This is a genomic window from Neorhizobium sp. 05N33 (assembly GCF_056397445.1).
The window spans coordinates 305,172-331,635 of record NZ_JBFTNK010000003.1; the positions used below are offsets into that span (position 1 = coordinate 305,172).

17 protein-coding genes are annotated in these 26,464 nt (G+C 63.4%); 3 read left to right on the plus strand and 14 right to left on the minus strand.

Annotation, left to right across the window (positions count from 1 at the left end):
* Positions 1 to 112: 112 nt before the first annotated feature.
* From glgX to AC1DLT_RS10330, 14 genes are all read right to left on the minus strand, one after another.
* On the minus strand, positions 113 to 2,059 hold the full coding sequence (gene glgX / locus AC1DLT_RS10265; RefSeq protein ID WP_477486666.1) for a glycogen debranching protein GlgX: 1,947 nt from the start codon (positions 2,057 to 2,059) through the stop codon (positions 113 to 115).
* Between the two features lie 4 nt (positions 2,060 to 2,063).
* On the minus strand, positions 2,064 to 3,692 hold the full coding sequence (locus AC1DLT_RS10270; protein ID WP_477486667.1) for an alpha-D-glucose phosphate-specific phosphoglucomutase: 1,629 nt from the start codon (positions 3,690 to 3,692) through the stop codon (positions 2,064 to 2,066).
* 2 nt (positions 3,693 to 3,694) lie between these two features.
* On the minus strand, positions 3,695 to 5,152 hold the full coding sequence (gene glgA, locus AC1DLT_RS10275; RefSeq protein ID WP_477486668.1) for a glycogen synthase GlgA: 1,458 nt from the start codon (positions 5,150 to 5,152) through the stop codon (positions 3,695 to 3,697).
* Positions 5,153 to 5,158: 6 nt separating this feature from the next.
* Positions 5,159 to 6,421, minus strand: coding sequence for a glucose-1-phosphate adenylyltransferase (gene glgC, locus AC1DLT_RS10280; RefSeq protein ID WP_038545199.1), 1,263 nt, complete (start codon positions 6,419 to 6,421; stop codon positions 5,159 to 5,161).
* A gap of 19 nt (positions 6,422 to 6,440) precedes the next feature.
* Positions 6,441 to 8,651 (minus strand): 1,4-alpha-glucan branching protein GlgB, encoded by a 2,211-nt coding sequence (glgB, locus tag AC1DLT_RS10285; protein WP_477486669.1) that lies wholly within the window; start codon positions 8,649 to 8,651, stop codon positions 6,441 to 6,443.
* Entirely contained in the window at positions 8,651 to 11,113 is a 2,463-nt protein-coding gene (locus AC1DLT_RS10290; RefSeq protein ID WP_247137101.1) for a glycogen/starch/alpha-glucan phosphorylase, read from the minus strand. The genes glgB and AC1DLT_RS10290 overlap by 1 nt, the downstream gene beginning before the upstream one ends.
* Before the next feature lie 199 nt (positions 11,114 to 11,312).
* Positions 11,313 to 12,548 carry a vWA domain-containing protein gene (locus tag AC1DLT_RS10295; protein ID WP_477486670.1) on the minus strand — a complete coding sequence of 412 codons (1,236 nt, stop codon included), beginning with the start codon at positions 12,546 to 12,548 and terminating at the stop codon, positions 11,313 to 11,315.
* 128 nt (positions 12,549 to 12,676) lie between these two features.
* Complete coding sequence (locus tag AC1DLT_RS10300; RefSeq protein ID WP_477486671.1) at positions 12,677 to 13,558, minus strand: transglutaminase family protein; 882 nt, start codon at positions 13,556 to 13,558, stop codon at positions 12,677 to 12,679.
* On the minus strand, positions 13,558 to 15,969 hold the full coding sequence (locus AC1DLT_RS10305) for a circularly permuted type 2 ATP-grasp protein (protein ID WP_046600073.1): 2,412 nt from the start codon (positions 15,967 to 15,969) through the stop codon (positions 13,558 to 13,560). Before AC1DLT_RS10305 ends, AC1DLT_RS10300 begins: the two co-directional genes overlap by 1 nt.
* Before the next feature lie 8 nt (positions 15,970 to 15,977).
* A complete protein-coding gene (locus AC1DLT_RS10310) occupies positions 15,978 to 19,316 on the minus strand; it encodes a transglutaminase family protein (protein WP_477486672.1) in 3,339 nt (1,112 codons plus the stop codon).
* Between the two features lie 139 nt (positions 19,317 to 19,455).
* Positions 19,456 to 20,622, minus strand: coding sequence for an ABC transporter permease (locus tag AC1DLT_RS10315; RefSeq protein ID WP_477486673.1), 1,167 nt, complete (start codon positions 20,620 to 20,622; stop codon positions 19,456 to 19,458).
* Positions 20,619 to 21,572 carry an ABC transporter ATP-binding protein gene (locus tag AC1DLT_RS10320; protein WP_477486674.1) on the minus strand — a complete coding sequence of 318 codons (954 nt, stop codon included), beginning with the start codon at positions 21,570 to 21,572 and terminating at the stop codon, positions 20,619 to 20,621. The genes AC1DLT_RS10315 and AC1DLT_RS10320 overlap by 4 nt, the downstream gene beginning before the upstream one ends.
* Complete coding sequence (locus AC1DLT_RS10325; RefSeq protein WP_477486675.1) at positions 21,569 to 22,534, minus strand: HlyD family secretion protein; 966 nt, start codon at positions 22,532 to 22,534, stop codon at positions 21,569 to 21,571. Before AC1DLT_RS10325 ends, AC1DLT_RS10320 begins: the two co-directional genes overlap by 4 nt.
* Positions 22,531 to 23,151, minus strand: a complete 621-nt coding sequence (locus AC1DLT_RS10330; protein WP_038545172.1) for a TetR/AcrR family transcriptional regulator — start codon at positions 23,149 to 23,151, stop codon at positions 22,531 to 22,533. The genes AC1DLT_RS10325 and AC1DLT_RS10330 overlap by 4 nt, the downstream gene beginning before the upstream one ends.
* A gap of 131 nt (positions 23,152 to 23,282) precedes the next feature.
* On the opposite strand from AC1DLT_RS10330, the gene AC1DLT_RS10335 reads away from it, so the two are divergent.
* The 3 genes from AC1DLT_RS10335 (at position 23,283) to AC1DLT_RS10345 (ending at position 26,391) form a co-directional block, all read left to right on the plus strand.
* Positions 23,283 to 23,645, plus strand: coding sequence for a VOC family protein (locus tag AC1DLT_RS10335; protein ID WP_477486916.1), 363 nt, complete (start codon positions 23,283 to 23,285; stop codon positions 23,643 to 23,645).
* A 243-nt stretch (positions 23,646 to 23,888) separates the two neighbouring features.
* Complete coding sequence (locus AC1DLT_RS10340) at positions 23,889 to 25,667, plus strand: ABC transporter ATP-binding protein/permease (protein WP_477486676.1); 1,779 nt, start codon at positions 23,889 to 23,891, stop codon at positions 25,665 to 25,667.
* 1 nt (position 25,668) lies between these two features.
* The gene (locus tag AC1DLT_RS10345; RefSeq protein ID WP_477486677.1) at positions 25,669 to 26,391 is read left to right on the plus strand and encodes a DUF1003 domain-containing protein; all 723 of its coding nucleotides are present in this window, start codon (positions 25,669 to 25,671) and stop codon (positions 26,389 to 26,391) included.
* The last annotated feature ends 73 nt before the right edge of the window (positions 26,392 to 26,464 follow it).

The following is a 26,464-nucleotide window of genomic DNA, read 5'->3' on the forward strand; positions in this document are numbered from 1 at the left end:
CTGGACGTTGACAATCCCGGACGAAACGCCGCCTTGCACTTCCCCAAAAATGCTCAATAGCTGTCGGACTTTACAGGGTTTGCCCTGGTTGGCGAGTGATTTTTGCAGCGCGTCATTCCTCGATGCAGAAACGCACGGAACGGGCGGAAAGCACCTGGTTCCACAGCTCCCGGGAAGCGAAATGTTTCCAACCCCAGCCGGGAAGCGCGAAGCTTGCCGGCTCGTGGCCGCGGTTGAAGAGGATGGCAATGCGGGTGTCCCTGTCGGTCTGCCGGTCGAGCGTCTTCAGCACCATGCCGAGCACCGGATTGTCGGGATTTTCCCAGTCGCCGACCTCCATGGGCTTTCCGGAGGCGGACAGCCATTCGACATCGCCATCGCCGGTGAAGAAGGAGGTTTCCGAAAAGACCGCGAAGCGTTTTCGAAGGGCGGCGAGCATGGCGGTGTGTTCGACGAGCACCTTGTCGATCTTGCTCCAGTCGAGCCAGGTGATCGCATTGTCCTGGCAATAGGCGTTGTTGTTGCCGCGCTGGCTGCGGCCGGCTTCGTCGCCCATGGTGAGCATGACCGTGCCGCGGCTGGCAAACAGGGTGGAGATAAGGGCCGCGGCATCGCGGCGGCGGTTCTCGTTGATCGCCGCATCGTCGGTCTCGCCTTCAACGCCGTTGTTCCAGGAGAAATTCTCGCCGTGGCCGTCGCGGTTCTGTTCGCCGTTCGCCTCGTTGTGTTTGTGCTCGTTGGAGACAAGATCCATCAGGGTGAAGCCGTCATGGGCGGCGAGGAAGTTGACGGTGCGGCTGCGGCCGGACCTTTCGAAAACATCCGATGACCCCGAAAGCCGCGTCGCGAGCGCGCCGATCGTCCACTGGTCGCCGCGCCAGTAGCGGCGCATGTCGTCGCGGGCGCGGTCGTTCCATTCCAGGAAAGGTTCCGGAAAATTGCCGAGCTGGTAGCCGCCGGCCCCGATATCCCAGGGCTCGGCGATCAGGATGCGGTCCTTTAGCGCCTCGTCGGAGATCATCGCCTTCAGGGTCTCGCCCTTGGCATCGAAACCGCTTTCCGTGCGGCCGAGGACGGGGGCAAGGTCGAAACGGAACCCGTCTACGCCGGCATGGACGACGAAATGGCGGAGCGTATCGATGATCAGCCGGCGGACATAAGGATGGTCGCAGGCGACCGTGTTGCCGGTGCCGGTATCGTTGACCAGATGGCCGGGCTCGCCATAGACATGGCGGTAATAGGAGCGGTTGTCGAGGCCACGCATGGAGAGCGTCGCGCCCTGCCGGTCGCTCTCGCCGGTATGGTTGAAGACGAGGTCGAGGATGGTGCCGATGCCGGCCTGGTGCAGCGTTGCGACCGTCTCGCGCAGTTCCCTGATGCCGCCAGGGCAGAGGCGCGGATCGAGCGCCATGAAGGCGACCGGATTGTAGCCCCAGCCATTGGTGAGACCGAGCGGGGGAAGGTGGCGTTCATCGATCCAGGCGATGATCGGCATCAGCTCGATCGCATCGACGCCGATCTTCTTCAGGTGTGCGATGATCGAGGGATGGGCAAGCGCTGCGACCGTGCCGCGCTGTTTTTCCGGGATCGCCGGGTGAAGCATGGTGAAGGGTTTGACCGCTACCTCGTAGACGAAGCCGCCGGGCGGCAGGATCGGCCGGCCGATCTTGGCGAGCGGATCGCGGGTGACGATCGCCCTCGGGACCAGATCGGCGGTGTCGACGCCGAACATGGAGAGCCGGGCGTCGTGCCGGAAGGGACGATCCAGTTCGCGGGCATAGGGATCGACCAGCAGTTTGGAGGAGTCGAACCAGGAGCCGTTATCGGGATCGTAGGCACCCCAGGCGCGATAACCGTAACGGGCACCGGCACCGAGCGCCGGCACCGAGATGCGGTGGATATCGTCCCGGCCGCGCACCAGCCGGTGGCGGGCGGTTTCCTTCCTTCCTTCGGCGTCGAAAAGGCAGAGCTCGATCCGCTCGGCATGGTGCGACCAGACGGCGAAATCCGCGCCGTCTGCTGTTAAAGTCACGCCGCCCTGGATCGCCGTTTTTGCCATGGGGTCAGGTAATCACGGTCGGCTTGTCGCGGCCTGTCCTCTTGCGCAGATCGGAAATCTGGTCGGCAACAGTGATGAGGTCGGCCAGCGCTTCCTGGGTGTCGATCGCGTGGCGTGACGGATCGAGCTCGTAACGCTCGACATAGACGCGGATCGTGGCGCCCGAGGTGCCGGTGCCGGAGAGGCGGAAGACGACGCGGGAGCCGCCTTCGAAGAGGATGCGGATGCCCTGGTTCTTGGAGACCGAGCCGTCGATTGGATCGTGATAGGCGAAGTCGTCGGCCGTTGCGACCTTCAGCGCACCGAACGACTGGCCGGGGAGGGTCGCCAGCTTGTCGCGCAGAGCGGTGATCAGCAGGTTGGCGGCTTCCGAATCGACCTCTTCGTAATCGTGGCGGGAATAGTAGTTGCGGCCATATTCGGCCCAGTGCGACTTGACGATCTCCTCGACGCTTTCGTTGCGGGCGGCCATGATGTTCAGCCAGAAGAGCACCGCCCAGAGGCCGTCCTTTTCGCGCACGTGGTCGGAGCCGGTGCCGAAGCTTTCCTCGCCACAGACAGTCGCCTTGCCGGCGTCGAGCAGGTTGCCGAAGAACTTCCAGCCGGTCGGGGTCTCGTACATGCCGATGCCGAGCTTTTCGGCGACGCGGTCGGCGGCAGCACTTGTCGGCATGGAGCGGGCGATGCCGGCGATGCCGCGGGCATAGCCCGGCGCCACGGTGGCGTTGGCGGCGATGATCGCGAGACTGTCGGACGGGGTGACGAACATGCCCTTGCCGACGATCATGTTGCGGTCGCCGTCGCCGTCTGACGCGGCACCGAAATGCGGCCCGTCGGGGCTCATCACGTCGTCATAGAGTTCCTTGGCGTGGACGAGGTTCGGGTCCGGGTGGTGACCGCCGAAATCCGGCAGCGGCACGGCGTTGCGCACCGAGCCCTCCGGCGCGCCGAGGCGGTTTTCGAGGATCTGCCGGGCGTAGGGGCCGGTGACGGCGCCCATCGAATCGATGACGACGTCGACGCCGCTGGCGATCAAGGCGCGGATCGACGGGAAGTCGAACAGCTGCTCCATCAGCTCGGCATAATCGGCGACCGGGTCGATCACCTCGACCGCCATGCCGGCGACGTCGAAGGAGCCGATCGCGTCGAGATCGAGATCGACGACATCGGCGATCTTATAGGTGTCGATGACCTTGGAGCGGGCGAAGATCGCGTCGGTGATCTTTTCAGGGGCCGGACCGCCATTGCCGATATTGTACTTGATGCCGAAATCCTCGGTCGGACCGCCTGGATTGTGGCTGGCCGAGAGGATGATGCCGCCGAAAGCCTTGTACTTGCGGATGATGTTGGAGGCGGCGGGCGTCGAGAGGATGCCGCCCTGGCCGACCATGACCTTGCCGAAGCCGGCGGCCGCGGCCATCTTGATCGCCTTCTGGATGACCTCGCGGTTGTAGTAGCGGCCGTCGCCGCCGATCACCAGCGTCTGGCCCTCGAAGCCTTCGAGGCTGTCGAAGATCGACTGGATGAAGTTCTCCGCATAGTTCACTTGCGCGAAGACCGGGACCTTCTTGCGCAGGCCGGACGTGCCCGGCTTCTGATCCTGATAGGGAGTGGTGGTGACGGTCTTGATCATGGTCAGGAACCTTTTTTGGCAATGAGGCTGGAATAGAGGCCGGCATAAAGTCCGGCGCTCCTTTCCCAGGAGACGTCGGATTTCATGCCCTGCTTCTGCATCCCCGTCCAGACCTTCGGCTGATGGTAGAGGCCAACGGTGCGGCGAAGCGCCCGGCGCAGGTTGTCGGTGGTGACCGGGCTGAAGGAGATGCCGGTGGCGGCCTTGGCGGCGATCGCGGCATGGCTTGCGTCGATGACGGTGTCGTTCAAACCGCCGGTGCGGGCTACGACCGGAATGCAGCCGTATCTGAGGCCGTAGAGTTGGGTGAGGCCGCAGGGCTCGAAGCGCGAGGGGATGACGATCGCATCGCAGCCCGCCTGCATCAGGTGGGAGAGCGGCTCGTCATAGATGGAGAGGACGGCAACCTTGCCGGGGTGGCGTTTGGCTGCGGCATGGAAGGCGTTTTCGAGCGCCCGGTCGCCGGAGCCGAGCACGGCGAGCCGCCCGCCCATCGCGACGAGGTCGTCGAGCGTTTCGGCCAGCAGGTCCATGCCCTTCTGCCAGGTGAGCCGCGAGATGACGCAGAAGAGCGGTCCGGCCTCCCGGTCGAGACCGAAGCGCTCAGTGACCGCCCGCTTGTTCTCGGCGCGGGTCTTCAGCGTGGTGGCGTTGTAGTGGGTTTTCACGGCGGGGTCGGTCGCCGGGTCCCAGATATCGGCATCGATGCCGTTGACGATGCCGTGCAGGTCGCCCTGGCGGATCGTCAGCAGGCCTTCGAGACCCATGCCGAATTCGGGGGTGAGGATCTCCTCGGCATAAGAAGGGCTGACGGTCGAGATTGCCCAGCTCGTCTGCAGCCCGGCTTTCAGGAAACCGACACCGCCGAAATATTCGACGCCTTCGATGCTAAAGGCGTGCGCCGGCAGATCGAGATAGGGAAAGATGTCGGCGCCGTACTGGCCCTGGAAGGCGATGTTGTGGATGGTGATCAGCGTCGGCACTTCCGGCTCGTCGGAATAACGCATATAGGCCGGCACCATCGCCGCCTGCCAGTCGTGGACGTGGACGATATCCGGTCGCCAGCCGCCATCGCCGTCCGCCATGGCGCCCTGGGCGATCATCGCGCCGGCCTTGGAGAGGGCCGCGAAACGACGCCAGTTGTCGAAATGGTCCTTGCCGGTCGCATCGGCATAAGGGCCGCCCGGGCGGTCGAAGAAGACGGGGGAATCGAGGATCAGGAGATCGAGCCCCTGATGCTCGACTTCGAGCAGGTCGGCCCTGGCGCCGAGCAGGTTTTCGAAACTCAGACGGAGCTTGGCGCCCTTGACGGCCCGCATCACGGCCGGATAACCGGGCATCAGCGTCTTGACCGAAACGCCATGCCCCTTCAGCGCCAGCGGCAGCGCCCCGGCCACATCGGCAAGTCCGCCGGTCTTGACCAGCGGATAGACTTCGGACGCAACCGAAAGCACTTCCATAACGCGTTACAGGTCCAGTTTGTCGATCATCGTCTGGGTGATCAGGCAGATGCCGTTTTCGGTGCGCCGGAAACGCTTCGCATCGATTTCGGGATCCTCGCCGACCACCAGGCCTTCCGGAATGGTTACACCGTGATCGATGACGACATTGCGAAGCTGCGCGCGTCTTCCGATCCGGACGTTCGGCAGCACGACCGCGCCCTCAAGGCGCGAATAGGAATTGGCGCGTACCCCGGTGAACAGCAGGCTTCGATTGAGCGACGAACCGGAAATGATGCAGTCGCCTGAAACGACCGACGAGGTCGCCGAGCCGCGGCGGTTTTCGTCGTCATGGACGAATTTCGCCGGCGGGGTGATCTCCGCATAGGTCCAGATCGGCCAGGACTTGTCATAGATATCAAGCCCGGGAACGATTTCCGTCAGGTCGATATTGGCCTGCCAGTAGGCGTCGACCGTGCCAGCGTCGCGCCAATAGGGTTCGCGCTCGAAATCGGACCGAACGCAGCTATCGGCGAACCGATGGGCGACCGCTTTGCCGTGCTCGACGATGTAAGGAATGATGTCCTTGCCGAAGTCGCGGCTGGAGCCGGGTGTCTCGGCGTCGCGCTTCAGAACGTCCATCAGGAACTTGGTGTGGAAGACGTAGATACCCATCGAGGCGAGCGCAAAACCGGGATTGCCGGGAATGCCGGGCGGATCGGCGGGCTTCTCGACGAAGGCGATGATCTCGTCCTTCTCGTTGACATGCATGACGCCGAAGCCGGTGGCTTCCATGCGCGGCACTTCCAGGCAGCCGACGGTGACCTGGGCGCCGCTGTCCACATGCTGCTGGAGCATGTATTCGTAGTCCATCTTGTAGACGTGGTCGCCGGCGAGGATGACCATGTATTCAGGCGCGTAGGCCTCGATGATGTCGATGTTCTGGAAGACGGCGTCGGCGGTGCCTTCATACCATTGCGTCTCGGAGACGCGCTGGGAGGCGGGGAGGATGTCGAAGCTCTCGTTGCGTTCGGGCCGGAAGAAGTTCCAGCCGCGCTGCATGTGGCGGATCAGCGAATGGGCCTTGTATTGCGTCGCCACACCGATGCGGCGGATGCCGGAATTCAGTGCGTTCGACAGTGCGAAATCGATGATGCGCGCCTTGCCGCCGAAATAGACCGCCGGCTTGGCGCGGCGGTCAGTGAGTTCCTTCAATCGGCTGCCGCGACCCCCGGCAAGCACATAGGCCATGGCATCGCGCGATAGAGGCTGAATTCTTTTCTCGTTCATCGTTCCCTCCCAAGGTCCCTTATGCTTGTTCCAGTTCGAGCATGATCGTCGCGAGCGGCGGTAGCGTGACTTCGGCCTGGATGGTTCCTCCCGCGTTCACAGCGTGAACGCGACCGCCATTGCCTTTGCCGCTGCCGCCGTAGATCTCGGCGTCGGTATTCAATATTTCCCGCCATCTGCCTTCGATTGGCAAGGGGATACGGAAATTCTCACGATAGACGGGGGTGAAATTGCTGATCACCGCCACGGGCTTTTCTCCCGGCGACATACGCAGCCAGGCATAGACGGAATTTTCCGCGTCGTCGGCGATCAGCCACTGAAAACCTTCGCCCTCGCAGTCGCGGGCATGCAGTGCGGGTTTCGAGCGGTAGCAGAAATTGAGATCGCGCACCAAGCGGCGCATGCCCTCGTGCGGATGGTACTGGAGCAGGTTCCAGTCAAGCGAGCGGGCTTCGCTCCATTCGCTCCATTGGGCGAATTCCTGGCCCATGAACAGCAGCTTCTTGCCGGGATAACCCCACATGAAGCCGTAATAGGCCCGCAGGTTTGCGAATTTCTGCCAGTCGTCGCCGGCCATCTTGGCGATCAGCGAACCTTTGCCGTGCACCACTTCGTCGTGGGACAGCGGCAGGACGAAATTCTCCGAATAGGCGTAGAGGAGGCCGAAGGTGAGTTCGTGATGATGGTGTTTGCGGTGGATCGGTTCACGCTGCAGGTAGCTCAGCGTGTCGTGCATGAAACCCATGTTCCACTTGAAGCCGAAACCGAGGCCACCCTCGTGAACGGGCTGCGAGACCTTCGGCCAGGACGTGCTCTCCTCGGCGATCGTCATCACGCCCGGATGGGCGCCATAGGAAAGCGAGTTCATCTTCTGCAGGAAGCGCACCGCTTCGAGGTTCTCGCGCCCGCCATATTCGTTCGGTACCCACTCGCCCTCTTTGCGCGAATAGTCGAGATAGAGCATGGAGGCGACGGCATCGACGCGCAGGCCGTCGAGATGGAATTTTTCCGACCAGTAGAGCGCGTTGTTGACGAGATAGGAGAGGACTTCGTTGCGGCCGAAATTGTAGATCGCCGTATTCCAGTCCGGGTGGAAGCCCTGGCGCGGGTCGGCATGCTCGTAGAGCGCCGTGCCGTCGAAGAAACGCAGGCCGTGGGCATCGGTCGGGAAATGCGCCGGCACCCAGTCGAGGATGACGCCGAGACCGATCTTGTGGCAGCCGTTGACGAAGCGGGCAAACCCTTCCGGCTCGCCGAAGCGGGCGGTCGGGGCGAAAAGCCCGGTCGTCTGGTAACCCCAGGACGGGTCGAAAGGATGTTCGGTGATCGGCAGGAATTCGATATGGGTGAAGCCCATGTCGGTGCAATAGGGGATCAGTTCCGAAGCGAGATCGTCCCAGGAGAGGAAGGAGCCGTCCGGCTTTTTGCGCCAGGAGCCCGCGTGCACCTCATAGATCGAGATCGGCTGGCGGCGGTGGTTCGCCTTTTCCCAGAATTCCCGGTGGGCGGCATCGTCCCATTTCTGGGAGAGTTCGGGTGCGGTGACCGAGGCGGTGTTGGGCCGCAGTTCGGCACGCCGGGCATAGGGGTCGGCCTTCAGCGGCAGGAGCTTGCCGTTCTTGCCGACGATCTCGAACTTGTAGGCAGAGCCGGCCCGTACGTCGGGGGCGAAGATTTCCCAGATCCCGGTATCGACGCGCAGCCGCATCACGTGTCGGCGACCGTCCCAGCCGTTGAAGTCGCCGACGACGGAAACGCGCTTGGCGTTCGGCGCCCAGACGGCGAAGTGGAAACCTTCGACGCCCTCGTGTTTCAGGGCATGTGCGCCCATCTTGTCGAACAGGCGCAGATGCGAGCCTTCGCGGACGAAATAGTCGTCCATCGGGCCGAGCACCGGGCCGAACGTGTAGGGGTCCGTCACCGCCCATTCGTCATCACCGCGGCGGGCGCGGTAACGGATCGGCTGGAGATGGGTGGCGTTGACGACGCCTTCGAAATATCCGGCGTCGTGGCGGCGCTTCAGTTCCCCGAGTTCGGTGCCGTTCAGCGAAAGGGCGGTGACCGCTTCCGCTCCGGGCACGAAACAGCGGACCCTGAAACCATCCCCGAGCTTGTGGAGCCCGAGGACGGCAAAGGGATTGGTATGCCTGCCTTCCAAAATCGCCTCGATCTCGGATAACGGAATCTCGCCTGGGGCTCTCCCGTCATCGACGCGCGGCGATTTTTTCATCAGGCTCTCCAGATTTCCGACGCATACTGACGAATAGTTCTGTCCGAGGAGAACCATCCCATCCGGGCGGTATTGCGAATTGTCTTCGAATACCAGGATTTAGGGTCGGACCAGATTTGGTCAACGTTACGCTGGGCTTCCGCGTAGGCGTCGAAATCTGCGGCGACCATGAACCAGTCATGGTTGTAGATGCCGTCGATCAGGCCGGTGAAGCGGGAGCGGTCGTCCGGCGAAAAGACACCCGTGGCGATCGCGTTGAGCGCCTGGGCCAGTTCACGCGACTTCTCGATGATGGCGCGGGGCTGGTGGCCTTCTTCACGGACCTTGGCGACTTCGTCGGCAGTCATGCCGAAGATGACGATGTTTTCCTCGCCGACATGGTCGCGCATCTCGACATTGGCGCCGTCGAGCGTGCCGATGGTCAGCGCGCCGTTCAGCGCGAACTTCATGTTGCCGGTGCCGGATGCTTCCATGCCGGCGGTTGAGATCTGTTCGGAAAGATCGGCGGCCGGAACGATGATCTCGGCGAGCGAGACGTTGTAGTTCGGCACGAAAACGACCTTCAGCAGGCCGCGGACGGCCGGGTCGTTGTTGATTGTGCGAGCCACGTCGTTGGCGAGCTTGATGATCAGCTTGGCGTTGTGATAGCTCGGCGCCGCCTTGCCAGCGAACAGTTTTACGCGTGGGACCCAGTCCAGTTCGGGATGCGAGCGGATCTGGTCGTAAAGGGCGACGGCTTCGATGATGTTCAAAAGCTGGCGCTTGTATTCGTGGATGCGCTTGATCTGGATATCGAACATTGCCGACGGATCGATGCGGATGCCCATGCGGCTGCCGACGAGATTGGCGAGCTGCACCTTGTTGGCCCGCTTCACGGCGGCGAACTTCTCCTGGAACGCCTTGTCGTCGGCATGGGCATTGAGCCCCTTCAAGGCATCGGTATTGTCTAGGAACTCGTCGCCGATCGCTTCCTGAATGAGCGAGGTGAGACCCTGGTTGCATTGCATCAGCCAGCGGCGCGGGGTGATGCCGTTGGTCTTGTTGTTGATGCGGGCCGGATACATCGTGTGCAGGTCGGCGAACACCGTGACCTTCATCAGGTCGGTGTGCAGGGCCGAGACGCCATTGACCGAATGGGAGCCGACAAAGGCAAGGTTGCCCATGCGGACGCGACGGTCGCCGCTTTCGTCGATCAGCGAGATCGAGCGGATCTGGGTATCGGAGAAGCTCTTCTGCTTGCGCGCCTCGATCAGGATCAGGGCGTTGATCGCATAGACGATCTGCATGTGGCGCGGCAGAAGGCGTTCGAACAGCGGCACCGGCCAGGTTTCCAGCGCTTCCGGCAGGAGCGTGTGGTTGGTGTAGGAGAAGGTCTGGCGGGTGACAGACCAGGCCTGCTCGAAATCCATGCCGTGGATGTCGGTCAGGAGGCGCATCAGCTCGGCGATCGATACGGCCGGGTGGGTGTCGTTGAGTTGGATCGCGACCTTTTCGTGCAGGTTCGTGAAATCCGGATATTGCTGCAGGTGGCGGCGCAGGATGTCCTGAAGCGAGGCCGACGAAAAGAAGAACTCCTGGCGCAGGCGCAGTTCCTGGCCGGCCGGGTTGGCATCTGCCGGGTAGAGGACTCGGGTCAGGCTTTCGGCCTTGTTGCTTTCGCGCAGGGCGCCGATGTGGTCGCCGGCGTTGAAGGCATCCAATAGAATCGGGTCGATCGGCTGGGCCGACCAGAGGCGCAGCGTGTTGACGCGCTTTCCGCGCCAGCCGACGGCTGGCGTGTCATAGGCCATGGCGATGACGCGTTCGGCCGGCTTCCAGACGTAACGCGGCGTCTCGTCGTAACCGCCGACCGTCTCGACCGTGCCGCCGTAACCGATCTCGTAGGAGCTTTCGCGGCGTTCGAATTCCCAGGGGTTGCCGTGGGCGAGCCAGCTTTCCGGAAGCTCGACCTGCCAGCCGTCTGCCATCTGCTGACGAAACAGGCCGTGTACGTAGCGGATGCCGTAGCCATAGGCCGGGATGTCGACGGTCGCCATGCTCTCCATGAAACAGGCAGCGAGCCGGCCGAGACCACCGTTGCCAAGTGCGGCATCCGGTTCCAGAACCGCAATCACGTCGATGTCGACGCCGAGCGAAGACAGCGCGTCGCGGATTTCCTGCATCAGGCCCATGTTGCTGACCGCGTCGCGCATCAGGCGGCCGATCAGGAATTCAAGCGACAGGTAATAGACGCGCTTGCCGCCGGTCCGATAGACCTTGCGGGTCGATTCCATCCAGGTGTCGATGATGCGGTCGCGCACAACCAAGATGGTGGCGGTCAGCCAGTCGTGGGGCTTGGCCACCTTCGCGTCCTTGCCGATACGGTAGGTCAGGCGCTCGATGATCTCTTCCGCCATGATTTCGGGGCGAGAGCTGCGGGGGGCCGGCTGAGGAATTTCGACCGGAGAAGACGTGTTGTTCATATGTCGCCAACTTTCTGGGGAGCGGGAGGAAGGGCGTCCGATTCAGTCCATCTGGCATGATGTATAGAGACAGTTTATGCACCGTTATGACACTGCGCAATGACCGATTTATCTTTGCGTGTATCGGCTGGACAAGACCAACGAAAAACGCCCCGCCGGTGAGGGCGGGGCGTTTTTGCGGCCTTTCTGGAAGGCAGGTTCAGTTGGTCAGGCGGGTACCCGTCTTGGCGGCCTTGCGGGCGATCTCGCCGAAGCTCTCGACCAGCGTTGTCATGTCGTCCGGTTCGTAATAATATTCGGCCTTGCCGCTCGAGCAATATTCGAGCAGGCTCTTGCCATTGGCCGGGGCCATGAAGGCGATCGTGTAGATCTTGATGCCGTCGGTCTTGGCCTGATCGCAGATGCCACGCACCTTGGTATCCAGCGTCTTGTTCCAGCTCGAGCTGTTGCCGGTCATTTCTCCATCCGTCATCAAAACGATGAAACGCTCGAAAGAGGTGTTCTTCTTGCTGTCGTGCGCGGTCTTTTCGGTGGCATTGGCGGCCTTCAGCGCGTTGACGGCGTTGGTCATCGCGCCACTGGCGTCGGTACCGCCGTCCGGGACGGCCGGCAGCTTGTTGACATAGGTGGATACGGCGGTTGTGCCCCAGTCGATTTTCTGCTCAGTCTTGGTCTTGTCGTCGTAGCTGTCGGCGCCGACGCGGATCAGCTCGTTGCTGGGGTCGGCCTTCTTGAGTTCCGCGAACATCACTGCGGCCGCGGTCTTCAGCGACAGCATCTTGGACAGGTAGTTCGGCACGGTCCTGGTGCAGGTCTTGTACTGCCAGCCGGTGGAGCAGTCGTAGCTTTCCTGCTTGGTGGGGTTGGTCGGGTCGACCGTCGTCGTATCCCAGGCCATCGAGCCCGATTCGTCGAGCGCCAGATACATGGAGAGCGCATTGCCTTCGCGGCCGCTCGCAGACTTGCTGTCGACGCTGACACGCATGGTGGTGAAGCCGACGAACGACGTCAGCCCCGTCAGCGGCACCTCATAGGCGGACTTCATGCTGACTTCGTAACTGGCCGCAGTGTTCGAGGTCGTCGCGATGGTCGCAAGGGCTGTGGTGTCTTTCTCGATCTTGGCGATCGCGGCGTCCTGCTCAGCGGTAGGCAGGCCGGAGTTCCGGATGTCGGCCTTCTTGGGCCCAAGCAGGAAATTCTTGGCGAGGGTCTGAGCCTCCTCAACCGTCATGGTGCCCTTGTCGGCCATGGCGGCCGCGGCGGCGAGCGTGGCGCTGTCGGCGAGCGCCTGCAGCTTGTTCTTTTCTTCCATCACGTGGGTCAGATCGACCGCGACACCGCCTACAGCCAGCAGCACAGGAAGCATGGCTGCCGTTATGATGCCAAAATTACCTGCGCGGTCCTTCACCAACCGCCCAAAAAGCGTGTGCCTCATCATAGCCCCCAGATCCGTTCAATTCATTTGAACATCTCCGGTGTATTCCTGGCGGGTATAGGAAGGTTTAAACCATTCGTTGCAATTTTAGCGGACCACAGAAATCAGCGCCAAAACGGGGCGGGATTTCATGATTTCAGTGGAATGACGTCGACGGCTTGCTCGGCTTTTTGGTTTCCGTAACCTTTGAGCATGCCGATGACCGGGGCGACGTCGGAATAATCGCGGCCGTAACCGACGACGATGTGGTCGCTGCCGGCCGGAATGTTGTTTGTCGGATCGAGTTCGATATAACCCATGGTCTCGCCGCACCAGATCCGCACCCAGGCGTGCATGGCGTCGGCGCCTTCGAGTCGTTCCTTGCCCGGCGGCGGAATGGTGCGCAGAAAGCCGCTGACGTACCCGGCCGGAATGCCGAGGCTACGGAGCGCGACGATCATGATATGGGTGAAATCCTGGCAGACGCCGCGCTTCAGCCGGAAGGCCTCTTTCGGCGTGGTGTCGACATTGGTCGCCTTGGCGTCGTAGGTGAAGTCCTTGTAGATGCGGGCGCAGACGGCGAGGGCGATCTCGCGCACCGTCTGGCCGGGCCTGGCGATCTCGCGGGCATAGGCGGCGATCAGCGGCTCTTCGGCAAGCCGCGGGCTTGCCCCCGTCAGGTGATGGGGCGAGGCGGCATCGACCGACCAGAAATCCGCCAGCTCGTCGGCGAGCGTCGCCAGTTCCGGCGACAGGTCCGCGGTCATCGAGGTGGCTTCCACCATGACGCGGGCCTGCATGCGGATGTCGAGCGTTTCGTGCGGCGCGCGCAGCAGCACGGAGGTCGCCGACTGGCCAAAGAAATCGATGAAGGTGGTCCGCTCCTCGGCATTCGGGCCGACGGTGATCGAGCCGGCGATCAGCCGCTGCCGGTCGGGCAGCGACAATGGGAGCAGGCGGATGACGTGGCGGGCGCCCGAGGCCGGCACGTCGTAGGTATAACCCATGTGAAGCGAGAGATCGTAGAGCATCAGCTGAAATAAGTCTGGCCGAGAATATCAGACAGCTTCTCCATCTCCTGTTCGAGCTTGCGGTAGGTATCCTCGCTCATCCCTTCCGGGGTCATCACTGCCAAGCCGGAATGCAGCCGCATCGCCTCGCGGTAGAAGGGCGACATCTGACCGTTGACGAAGGCGTTCGGCAGCTGTTCCACCTCGGTGCGGATCTCGTTCAGCTGGAAGAGGATCGAGCGCGGATTGAGCGGGTCGAGCCCCAGGAGGTCGGCGACCGTCAGCCTCGCGGTGGCGACGTTGTAGCGGCGGCGATGGGTCATCACGCTGTCGCCGATTTCGAGCAGCATGTCGAGTGAGCCGTCCGGCGCATCCGGGCCGGACATGTGGCCGAGCAGGCGGGTCATGTGCATGCCGCGTTCGAGATGACGGCCGATCGACAGGAAGCGCCAGCCGGTGAAACGGTACATGTTTTCATGCACCAGACCGGCAAAGCCCGCGAGCTTGCGCAGCAGGATGGTCATGGCATGCGAGGCGTCGTCGCCTGCATGCACGGTGTCGTGGAAGCGGCGGGCGGTCTTGGCAAGATCGGTCAGCGCCAGCCAGCCATCCGGCGAGAAGCGGTCGCGGATATTGCTCGCCGAATAGATGGCGCTGTCGATGTTGCGCAAAAGCGTTGCAGGCACCGCCTTCACCATCTCGATGTCGGTGCCCTTGAGGTAACGGGTGACGTCGGCGAGCAGCGGCGCGTTCGGATCGGCGGATTCGGCATAACGCTGGTGCCAGGCGCGCAGGATGCGCAGTGCGCCTTCGGCCCGCTCGATATACCGCCCCAACCAATAGAGATTGTCGGCGGCGCGGCTCGGCAGGCTGCCGGGCATGTTGCGGGTGAAACTCTCCTCGGGCGGCAGAAGCGTCGCCCTCGCGACCGGCTTGTCGCTGACGATCCAGACGTCGGCCGCAGCCCCGCCGGACTGCATGGCGATCGCCGCCACGTCGTCGCCGGCGCCGATGCGGGCAAATCCGCCCGGCATGATCTGCCAGCCGTGTTCGGTGCGGGCGGCGAAGACGCGCAACGACATCGGCCGCGGGGTGAGCTTGCCGTTGACATAGACGGGCGTCGTCGAAAGCGTCACCACCTCCTGCCCGACCAATTTGGCGCCTTCGGTCGCCAGCCATTCGCCGACCGTTTCCTTGGCGGTCTTGCGCAACGACGAGCCGAGCACCGACTGGCCGTTGTCGTCGAAGAAGGGCAACCGCGAATAGGCGGGACCGATGACCATCCGCTCGATATTCTTGGCGACGTGCTCGCGTTCCTTTTTCTGCCCGCACCACCAGGTGGCGATCGAAGGCATGATCAGGTCCTCGCCGATCAGCCGCCGACAGACGGTCGGCGCGAATGCCAGCAGCGCGCGGGTTTCGAGAATGCCGGAGCCTAGCGCATTGACGAATGTGAGCGCGCCGGCCCGTAGCGCCTGGACCATGCCGGGGGTGCCGATATGGGAATGCTGGTTGAGCTCGAGCGGATCCGCGTAAGCCGCATCGAGACGGCGCCAGAGCACGCCGACCGGCTTGAGGCCGGCGACGGTGCGAACCATGACGCGGTCGTTGACGACCGTCAGGTCCTCGCCTTCGAGCAGCATGAAACCGAGATAGCGGGCAATATAGGCGTGTTCGAAATAGGTCTCGTTGGCGGGACCGGGCGAAAGCACGGCAATGCGGTCGTCCGGGTGCTGCTTGTGAGACTGCAGCGCATCGCGGAAGGCACCGAAAAAGGAGGCCAGCCGATGGACATGGCTCTCGGCATAGATGTCGGAGAAGGCGCGGGTGGTGGCGACGCGGTTTTCCAGCGCGAAACCGGCACCCGACGGCGCCTGGGTACGGTCGGCAAGCACCCACCAGTTTCCGTCCGGGCCGCGTCCGATCTCGAAGGAGCAGAAATGCAGGTAGTGACCGCCGACCGGCTTGACGCCGACCAGCGGGCGCAGGAATTCGGAATTTCCGGCAATCAGCGCGGGCGGCAGGAAACCTTCCTGCACCAGCTTGTTCTCACCGTAGATATCGGCAATCAACGCTTCCAGAAGATTGGCGCGCTGCACGAGGCCCTTGCAGACGGTCTCCCATTCCCGGCCGTCGATCAGCACCGGCACGTGGCTGATCGGCCAGTTGCGCTCGCCGCTCCCCTGAGCGCCGTAGGTGCGGTAGAAAACGCCGGCATCGCGCAGGTAACGGTCAGCGCGGGCGAAACGCTCGCGCAGCTCGCCTTCGGTCATGCGGCCGAGATGGGAGATCAGGTTGCGCCAGACCGGCCGGATCTGGCCGTTCGCGTCGAGCATCTCGTCGGCAACGCCCGGCAGCGCGGCATAACCAAGCAGGGGATCGCGCGCGATCCCCTCTTTTGCCTTGCGTTCGGTTGCCGGTGCCTTGGACATCGGGCGTTTCAGACTCCTTGCGGCCGGCGCAGATCGAGCGTCAGCGGAAATTCGGGCGAGGGCGTTTCGGCCAGAAGCGTATAACTTCCAGCGGTATGGCCCCATGGTTCGAACCGGGCGAGCCGACGCGCTTCCGCCTCGTTGCCGTTGACCGGGAAGGTGTCATAACTACGCCCGCCCGGATGGGCAACGTGATAGATGCAGCCGCCGATCGAACGGCCGGACCATGTATCATATATGTCGAACGTGAGCGGCGTATTAACCGGCAGGACCGGGTGCAGGCCGGCGGACGGCTGCCAGGCCTTGAAGCGGACGCCGGCAACCGAGACGCCGGACGTGCCGGTGCTCTTGAGCGGCACGGCACGGCCGTTGCAGGCCACGGTATAGCGGGCCGGATTGGTGGTTTCGAGCCGGACCTGGAGGCGTTCCACCGACGAATCGACATAACGCACGGTGCCACCGATGGCGCCTTGCTCGCCCATCACGTGCCAGGGTTCGAGCGCCTGGCGCAGTTCGAGCTTGGAACCTTCGTATTCGACCTCGCCGAAGAAGGGGAAGCGGAATTCAAGCTGCGCCTCGAACCATTCGGGACGCAGGTCGAAGCCGTTTTCGCGCAGGTCCTGGAGGACGTCCATGAAGTCCGCCCAGACATATTGCGGCAGCATGAAGCGGTCGGCGAGCGCCGTTCCCCAGCGCACGAACCGGCCCTGCAGCGGGTTCTTCCAGAAGCGGGCGATCAGCGCCCGGACCAGCAATTGCTGGGCAAGCGACATGCGGGCATTCGGCGGCATTTCGAAACCGCGGAACTCGACGAGGCCGAGCCGTCCGGTCGGGCCGTCCGGCGAGAACAGCTTGTCGATGCAGATTTCCGAGCGGTGGGTATTGCCGGTGACGTCGGTCAGAAGGTTGCGGAACAGCCGGTCGACCAGCCACGGCAGTGGCGGAGCACCCTGGCCGGGCGCCGGCACCTGGGCAAGCGCGATTTCCAGCTCGTACATCGAATCATGGCGGGCCTCATCGATGCGCGGCGCCTGGGAGGTCGGGCCGATGAACAGGCCGGAGAACAGGTAGGAGAGCGACGGATGGCGCTGCCAGTGCAGCACCAGGCTCTTCAACAGGTCGGGGCGGCGCAGGAACGGGCTGTCGTTCGGGTTGGCGCCGCCGACCACGACGTGGTTGCCGCCGCCGGTGCCGGTGTGGCGGCCGTCGATCATGAACTTGTCAGCGCCGAGCCGGCTCTGGCGGGCTTCTTCGTAGATCGCGGTGGTGATCGACACCGTCTCCTTCCAGCTGGCGGCCGGATGGATGTTGACCTCGATGACACCGGGATCCGGTGCGACGCGGATGACGTTGATGCGCTCGTCATGCGGCGGCGCATAACCTTCGATATGGACGGGAAGGCCGAGTGCGGTGGCGGCGTTTTCGGCAGCGGCGATCAGTTCGAGATAGTCCTCGATCTTTTCCACCGGTGGCATGAAGACGCAGAGCCTGCCGTCGCGGGCCTCGACCGAAATCGCGGTACGCACCGCGCCGCCGATTTCGCCGAGTGTTTGCTCGACGCGGCCGGGATTGGCAGCGTCGCCTGCCTTGAACGAGGATTCAGGCATGGCGCGGCCGGCCGGGATGATCGCCTCGGGCAGCGGCTGGCGGGGGATCGAGGGGTCGGCCTCGTGGATATAGGGAAACTGCGACGGTGGAACATAGGGCAGGGTGCCGAGCGGCAGGCGGTAACCGACCGGGCTGTCGCCGGGCACGAGGAAGATCTTGCCACGGCGGGTGCGCCACCTCTCGCTGATCCAGCGCTTAGCCGCCGAGCTTCCGGTGGCCTGCGCGTTCCACGCCTGGACGGGCAGGACATAACCGCTGGCGCTGGTCAGGCCGCGTTCGAAGACACGGGCGATTCGGTTGCGCTCCTCCGGATCCTTGAGTTTGGAATTGGACGGATCGACATTGTCCGGCAGGTTGCCTTCCTTGATGATCCATTCCGCCGGATCCTCATAGGCCGGTACGACCATGTCCGGGGCAATGCCGAGTTCGCTTGCGATGCCGGTCAGGAGCTTGGCGGAATCCTGTTCGCCGATGCCGTAATCGCGGCCCTCCTCGGCGACGAGGTCGGGATTGGTCCAGATCGGCCGGCCGTCCTTGCGCCAGTAGAGCGAAAACGTCCAGCGCGGCAGAGTTTCGCCCGGATACCACTTGCCCTGGCCGTAATGCATGAAGCCGCCGGGCGCGAAACGCTCGCGCAGCTTGCGGATCAGGATGTCGGCCTTTTCGCGTTTGGTGGGGCCGACGGCATCGGTGTTCCATTCGCCGGATTCGAAATCGTCGATCGACACGAAGGTCGGCTCGCCGCCCATCGTCAGGCGTACGTCCTGCGCCTTCAGCACGCGGTCGACCTGTTCGCCGAGGTCGTTCAGCGCATCCCAGGATTCGTCGGAGAAGGGTTTGGTGATGCGCGGATGTTCGGCGACCCGGTTGACCTTCATGTCGAAGGCGAAGGAGGTGTCAGCCTCTCCGAAATAACCGCCTGATATCGGCGCTGCGTTGCGGAAATGCGGCGTGGCGGCAAGCGGGATGTGGCTTTCGCCGGTCAGAAGCCCGGAAGTCGGGTCTAGACCGACCCAGCCGGCGCCGGGAAGATAGACTTCGCACCAGGCATGCAGGTCGGTGAAATCGACTTCGGTGCCGGAGGGACCGTCGAGCGCCTTCAGGTCCGGGGTGAGCTGGATGAGGTAGCCTGAGACGAAGCGGGTGGCGAGGCCGAGATGCCGCAGGATCTGGACAAGCAGCCAGCTGGTGTCGCGGCAGGACCCCATGGCGGAGGTCAGCGTCTGTTCCGGCGTCTGCACGCCCGGCTCCATACGGATGACATAACCGATCGCCTGCTGCAGGCGGGCGTTGATGCCGACGATCATGTCGACCGTCGGCTGACCCGGGGACATGTCGAAGGTCTTGAGGTAGTCGACGAGCGCCGGTTCCGGCGGCTCCGGCACCATGTAGATCGACAGGTCCTCGACCAGTTCCGGCGGATAGCTGAACGGCCATTTCATCGCGTCCTCTTCGACGAAGAAGTCGAAGGGATTGTAGACCGTCATGTCGGCGACGAGGTCGACCTCGATCTTGAATTCGGTGACGGGATCCGGAAAGACGAAGCGGGCGAGGTAATTGCCGTAAGGGTCTTGCTGCAGGTTCACGAAGTGATTGGAGGGCGTCACCTTCAGCGAATGGCTGAGCACCTTGGTGCGCGAATGGGCGGCCGGTTTGAGGCGGATGATCTGCGGTCCGAGACGGACGGGCTTGTCGTACATGTAATGGGTAAGGTGGTAGATACTCGCCTTGATCGACATACTTCCCCTTGCCGGCCTTTACGCTGACCGATCGATGATCGTTGCCGGGATTTTGTGCAATGCACGAGAATAAAGCAAGGCGTATTCCAAGCTTATCGCGATGCGGCAATACTGGTGAAATACGTAGGGTTTGCGGCCTTCAATCCAGCGTGCGGCGGAAACGGCGGACCGCGATCAGCATGGCGACGGCCATCAGGCCGGCCAGCGCCAGCGTGTCATAGGCCAAGGTCTCGATGCTGGCGCCCTTCAGCATCACCGCCCGGACGATGCGGATATAGTGGGTGAGCGGCAGCGCCTCGCCGATCCACTGCGCCCAGTTCGGCATGCCGGCAAAGGGGAACATGAAGCCGGAGAGAAGGATGTTCGGCAGGAAGAACATCATCGCCATCTGCATGGCCTGAAGCTGGTTGGCGGCAACCGTCGAGAAGGTGTAGCCGATCGACAGGTTGGTGATGACGAAGAGGGCGGTCGCGGCGGTCAGCGACAGGGGATCGCCGAGGATCGGAACCCGGAAGACAAGGACGCCGACGCCGATGATCACCAGAGCCTGGATGAGGCCGATCAGTACGTAAGGCGCGATCTTGCCGAGCATGATCTCCAGCGGCTTGATCGGCATGGAGAGCAGGTTCTCCATCGTGCCGCGCTCGACCTCGCGGGTGACGGAAAGGGCGGTGAAGATCAGCAGCGTCATGGTCAGGATCGTACCGAGCAGGCCGGGGACGATGTTCAAGGTCGAGGAACCGGCCGGGTTGTAGCGGCGGTGCTGGACGATCTGGAAGGCGGGCTTTACCGGCTCAGTGAAGGCGACCTGGCGGTCGTTTTCGAGCGCGGTCGAGATGATGCCGGAGAGTGCGCCGAGCGCTGAGCTGGCAGCGACCGGATCGGTGGCGTCTGCCGCGACCAGCAGCGAGGGCGAATCGCCGCGGCGCAGCGACCGCTCGAACCCTTCGGGGATTTCGACGACGAACAGGGCCTTTCCGGACTGCAGCAGGGCATCCATGTCCTCGGCGCGGGTGACGACGGTCTTCACCTCGAAGAAATCGGTGTTTTTCAGCGCGGCCAGGATTGAGCGGCCGACATCGCTGTTTTCGCGCATCAGCACGGCGGTCGGCAGGTTGTGCGGGGTGGTGTTGATCGCAAAGCCGAACAGGAAGAGCTGCATGATCGGCAGCATGACCATGGTCGCAAGCGTGATGCGGTCGCGGGTCATCTGGATGAATTCCTTGACCGTCATCGCCCAGAAGCGGCCGAAGGAGCCGCCGCCCGAAGAGCCATTGCCGTTGGTATTGCTGGGCGCCGGGGTCATTTGAAATTGTCCTCTGAGCGGCGCATCAGGTCGATGAAGGCGTCTTCGAGCGTCGGCTCGCCCTTTTCCCATTTGAGGCCGGGCCTGTCGCGATAGGGAGCGATCGCCTGTTCGAGAGCCGCGGCATCGCGGCCGGCGACATGCAGGCTGGTACCGAAGGGAGCGATCATGTCGACACCGGGTGCATGTTCGAGTTCCGCTTGCAGACGGTCGGCGCCCGGGCCGGAGACGGTGAAGGTGACGAGGCCGGTGCCGGCGATCACCTCGTCCACAGTGCCTTCGGCGAGCAGTTTTCCGTAGGCGATATAGGCGATCTCGTGGCAGCGCTCGGCCTCGTCCATATAGTGGGTGGAGACCAGCACCGAGAGGCCGTTGGCGGCAAGCGCGTGGATCTCGTTCCAGAAGTCGCGGCGGGCCTTCGGGTCGACGCCGGCGGTCGGTTCGTCGAGGAGGAGAAGTGCAGGTTCCGGCAGGATGCAGGCGCCGAGCGCGAGGCGCTGTTTCCAGCCGCCGGAAAGTTCGCCGGCCAGCTGCTTCTCGCGGCCCTTGAGTCCGAGGCGTTCGATGGCGGCGCTCGCCTTGCCACGCGGATCGGAGAGGCCGTAGACGCGGGCGACGAATTCGAGGTTTTCGCGGATCGACAGGTCCTGGTAGAGCGAGAATTTCTGGGTCATGTAGCCGACCCGGCGGCGGATGTGGTCGCTCTCGGTCAGAATGTCGAAGCCGAGGCAGGTGCCGTCGCCGCTGTCTGGCGTCAGCAGGCCGCAGAGCATGCGTATGGTAGTCGTCTTGCCGGAGCCGTTGGGGCCGAGAAAGCCGTGGATGCGGCCTTTCTTCACCGACATAGAGAGGTCGTCGACCACCTTGCGGCCGCCAAAGCTCTTGGTGAGGTGGTGGACGTCGATCACGGTTTCCGGGACGTCGACTTCGTAGGTTTCGGCGGCGGTCATGGGCGTGGCCCGGGCAGGACGTCGACCGGCTGGCCGGGGCGGAGCGCCTTCGGGTCGGTCGGGATGGCCTCGACGCGGTAGACGAGTTTGGCGCGCTCTTCGAGGCTGTAGATTTCCGGCGGCGTGTATTCCGCGTTTCTGGCGATGAAGCTGACTTTTGCGTCGGACGGCCGGCAGGCGTCGCAGGTGACATGGACCGGCTGACCGAGCGACAGGCGGGCGATCTCGGTTTCGGGCACGAAGAAGCGGATGCGGACATTTTCGGGCGGCAGGAGCGCGACGATCGGCCGGCCGGCCGGGACGACTTCGCCGTTCCTGTAATAGAGCGTCTCGATGCTGCCGGCGGCGGGGGCTGAAACCGAGCGGCGGGCAAGTGCCGCCTGCGCCGAGGCGAGATCGGCCCTGGCGGCGGCGACGGATTCCTCCGCCTGGCGCAGTGCCTCATCGCGGGCGGGAAGGGCGGCGAGGATGATCTGGCTGTGGACGTTGTCGAGGGCGGCGCGGTTGGCGGCTTCGGTGGCGGTCGCGGTATCGAGATTGGCGCGCGTCGCGGTGCCGCGCTCGACGAGAACCCGGGTGCGGTCGAGATCCTGTTCGGCAAGCTCCAGCCGGGCCGAGGCTTCGCGCTCGGAGGCGCGCAGCACGTCGATCTCCTGGGGGCGCTTCTGGGCGGCATGCGCCAGATCCAGTTCGGCCTGTGAGCGGGCAAGCGATGCGCGGGCCGCAGCGACAGCGGCTTCTTCGCTTGAGGAGTCTAGCCTGAAGAGCGGCGCGCCTGCTGCGATCGTTGCGCCCTCGGCAATGCTTACCAGGGTGAGCCGGCCGGCACTTTCGGCACCGATGAACAGCGTATCTGCTTCGACCCAACCCTGGTAGGGGCGTGGCGGCTTATCGGCGAAGAGGAAGGGCAGGGCGGCAATGGCGGCGCCCGCCAAGAAAACGATGACGAGGATACGCTTCACTTCGCTCCTCCTTCCGGCACGAACAGGGTTTCGAGAAAAGCGTCGAACAGTTTTTGGGTGTCGAGATGCTCGTAAGCCTCGAACAACGTCGTCCACACGATCGACAGCAGCGCCGGGGCGATGACGATCTGCGGCACGTCGGCGATGGCTGGATTGCGCAGATCGCCGCGGGCGGCCGCCCGTTTCAAGAGGATGCGCAGCACGCCAAGACCCTTGGAGATGATGTCGCGGTGGTAGAATTCGGTGACGGAAGGAAACATCGGACCTTCAGCGAGGATCAGCCGGAGCAGATGGCGGCGGTCGGTCTCCAGCACCTCGCGCTTGAAAAGAGCGTAGAACATCGACACGGCGAAACGTGGCGCGATCGCCTCGTTGGTTACCAGCCCCTCGATCTCTCCGAGGATGGGCGTGGCGATGCCGGAGACGAGTTCGGTGAACAGCGCCTCCTTGTCCGGGAAATGCAGGTAGACGGTGCCCTTGGCGATGCCGGCACGGGCCGCGACATCCTCCATCCGGGTGGCAGCAAAACCGCGCTCGGAAAAGCAGGCGAAGGCGGCGGCCAGGATATCGGCTCGCCGCTGTTGAGGGTCGCGTTTCTCTCTTTTCTTCTCGGGCATCGTCTATATTCTCAGTTATGACTGACTGGTCGGTCATTAACACAGATGAAGATAATTTACAAGCGCTGTAGCGGGAAATGGGGATGTTGGGTAACTCTGGGGGACGTGGTCAGAAACCTTTGGAGGATATCGTGCCGCTCGGCAGGCTGGTGATCTATGCGAAGGACGTCGAGGCGGCGGCGCTCTTCTACGAGACGCATTTCGGCTTCCGGGCGATGCGGCTGCCGGGCGACAGGATCGTCGAACTGGTGGCGCAGGACGGCGGCGTCAATATCATGCTGCATCCGGCCGGCCGGGGGCTAAGGAGCGGCCAGGCGATCGTCAAACTTGTCTTCGACGTCGAAGATGTCGAGGCGTTCTGCCGGCGAAGCGCCGAAAACGGCCTGGATTTCGGCCCCATCCACAAAGCCGACGGCTATGTCTACGCCAACGCCAAGGACCCGTGCCTGAACTCCGTTTCAGTTTCCAGCCGGGCTTTCCGGAAGGCGGGTTAAAGCGGTGCCGCGTCAGCGTCTGCGGGACCTGGTCTGCCGATCCCGGTGAAATATCTTTTCGATTAGGGTATTCTCTTCAAGGAAATCTGAGGATTTCTCGTTTAAAACCATCAGTGGGGCGATTGGAAACAGCGTCAGCGGTCGCGCGGGCGACATTCGCTCCCCATATCTGCAGAGGCCGTCCTGCCGTGGTAAGGGTGCGGCGCCGTTGAGAGTTGATCAGTCGCAAGGAGTTCGGACACGATGACGCAGCCCCCGGAAACGGCACTGCAGAATTTCGAGCTTTCCCTGGGGGGCCAGCTCCGCATGATGGGCAAGGCATTCTGGAATGCGCCGGTGCGCAATCGGGTCCTGGTGCTGATCTCGGCATTGCTCATCGTCATCTTTGCGACGACCTATGCGACATACCGGCTGAACGAGTGGAACGGGCCGTTCTACGACGCGCTGGAACGGCGCGACATGCCGGAATTTCTGAACCAGCTCGTCGTGTTTGGCATTATCGCCTTCTCGCTGACGCTCTTGAACGTCGTCCAGCAGTGGCTGAACCAGATCACCGCGATGCGGATGCGCGAGGGGTTGGCGCGCGATCTCGCCGATGTCTGGCTGAAGCCCGGCCGGGCGCTCAAGCTCGGCGGCGCAGGCGCGATCGCCAGCAATCCCGACCAGCGGCTGCACGAGGACACGCGCATCCTGGCGGAAAACACCACGGCGCTGGCGATCGGGCTCGTCAACTCGACGATCCTGCTCGCAAGCTTCATCGGCGTGCTCTGGGCGATCTCGTCGGATTTCGCCTTCCATTTCGGCAGCCGCACCATTTCGATCCCCGGTTACATGGTGTGGACGACGATCCTTTATGCGCTGTTGGGATCTGTGCTCAGCAACGTCGTCGGCAACCTTTTGCCGCGGCTCAACGCCGAGCGTTATGCGCGCGAAGCGGACCTGCGCGCGGCCCTGGTGCGGGCGAACGAGAACCTGAAGCCGATCACGCTCGCACGCGGCGAGGCAAGCGAGCGCGTCCGGGTGGATTTCGCGATCGAGGGCGTGCTGGGCATGCTCCGCAAGCTCGCCTGGGCACTCGCCAACCTCACCTGGGTCTCGGCCGGGTTCGGCTGGCTGGCGCTGGTGGCGCCGATCATCATCGCGTCGCCGATGTATTTTTCCGGTGAACTTTCATTCGGCGGGCTGATGATGGCGGTCGGGGCCTTCAACCAGGTCAACCAGGCGCTTCGCTGGTACGTCGTCAATTTCAGCGTCATCGCCGACTGGCGGGCGACGCTGAACCGCGTCTCCTCCTTTCGCCACGCACTGCTGACCATGGATACGCCAGCTGGGGAGGGCGGGGTAATCGCCTATCACCAGACGTCCCGGGGGGAAGGTATCAGCGTTTGCGGCGTCACGGTCTACGGCGCGCCCGAGCAGGGCGCGGCCGGACACGGGGTGCGCGTGGTGGAGGGCGATTGCGCCATCAAGCCGGGCGAGCGGGTGATGATCAACGGCGATCCGGGCGCCGACCGGCATCTGTTCTTCCAGGCGCTGGCCGGCATCTGGCCCTGGGGGCGCGGCGAAATCGGCCTGCCGCCGGTGGGCAGCATGATCCTGATGCCGCAGGACGGATACCTGCCGACGGCAACGTTGCGCGAAGTGATGACCTATCCGGCCGGGCTGAGCAACATCGACGACAAGGCGCTGGCCGAGGCTCTGGAGAAGGTCGGGCTCGACCGCCTCGTGCACCGGCTGGACGAGGTGGAGCGCTGGGACCGGCTGCTCGACAAGGACGAGGAGGCGTCGCTGTCGATCGCCAACGCGGTGCTGCGCAAGCCGGACTGGCTGATCATGGACGACGTGCTGGAAGGCCTGGAACCGGAAACCCAGGAGCGGCTGTTGGGCGTGCTCAGCCGTCTGGAAGGCGTGACGCTCATCTATATCGGCCGTTCGGAAGAGTTCCGGAAGAAATTCTCGCCGCGGCTCTTCCATCTGTCGCCGCTTCAGGTGCATGCAGAAAAGACCAGCGTAGAGGCATGACATGGGCAGGCATATGACGTCGACCAATACCGGGCAATGCGTCGTCTGCGGTCGCACCTTTCCGTTGTCGAGACTGCACAGGGCCGGGTATCTGCGGCCGAACCTCGTCGCGATGGTGGCAGAGGAAGTTCCAWGCTGCACCGCCGACAGCTATATCTGCGACGAGGATCTCGGCCGTTATCGCCGCCGTTATGTGGAAAAGCTGCTCGACGAGGAACGCGGCGAGCTTTCCGACCTCGACAAGCGCGTGCTCGACAGCTTTGAAAAGGGCGCCTCGACGGTGCAGACGAGCGCCGTCAACCTGCTCGAGCGCAACCCGACCTTCGGCGAGCGGGTGGCCGACAAGGTCGCGTCCTTCGGCGGTTCCTGGACGTTCATCCTGAGCTTCCTCGGGGTGCTCTGCGTTTGGATGGCGGTGAACGTCGTCGGCCTGTTCGCAGTCCCGTTCGATCCCTATCCGTTCATCCTGCTCAACCTGGTGCTCTCATGTCTTGCGGCGCTGCAGGCACCGGTCATCATGATGAGCCAGCGGCGGCAGGAGGAAAAGGACCGGATGCGTTCGGAGAACGACTACATGATCAACCTGCGCGCCGAACTCGAAATCCGCCAGCTCCATGAAAAGATCGACCACCAGATGGCGCATCAATGGGAGCGTCTGGCGGAAATGCAGCAGATCCAGATCGAGCTTCTGGAACGGCGTGGCGGCGGGCCGGGCCAGAACTAGGCCGTGAACTCTTGTGCCGAATGAGATGGGGTGAACGGCGGCCAGTCCGCTTCTGACGATCAGAAGTACAGGC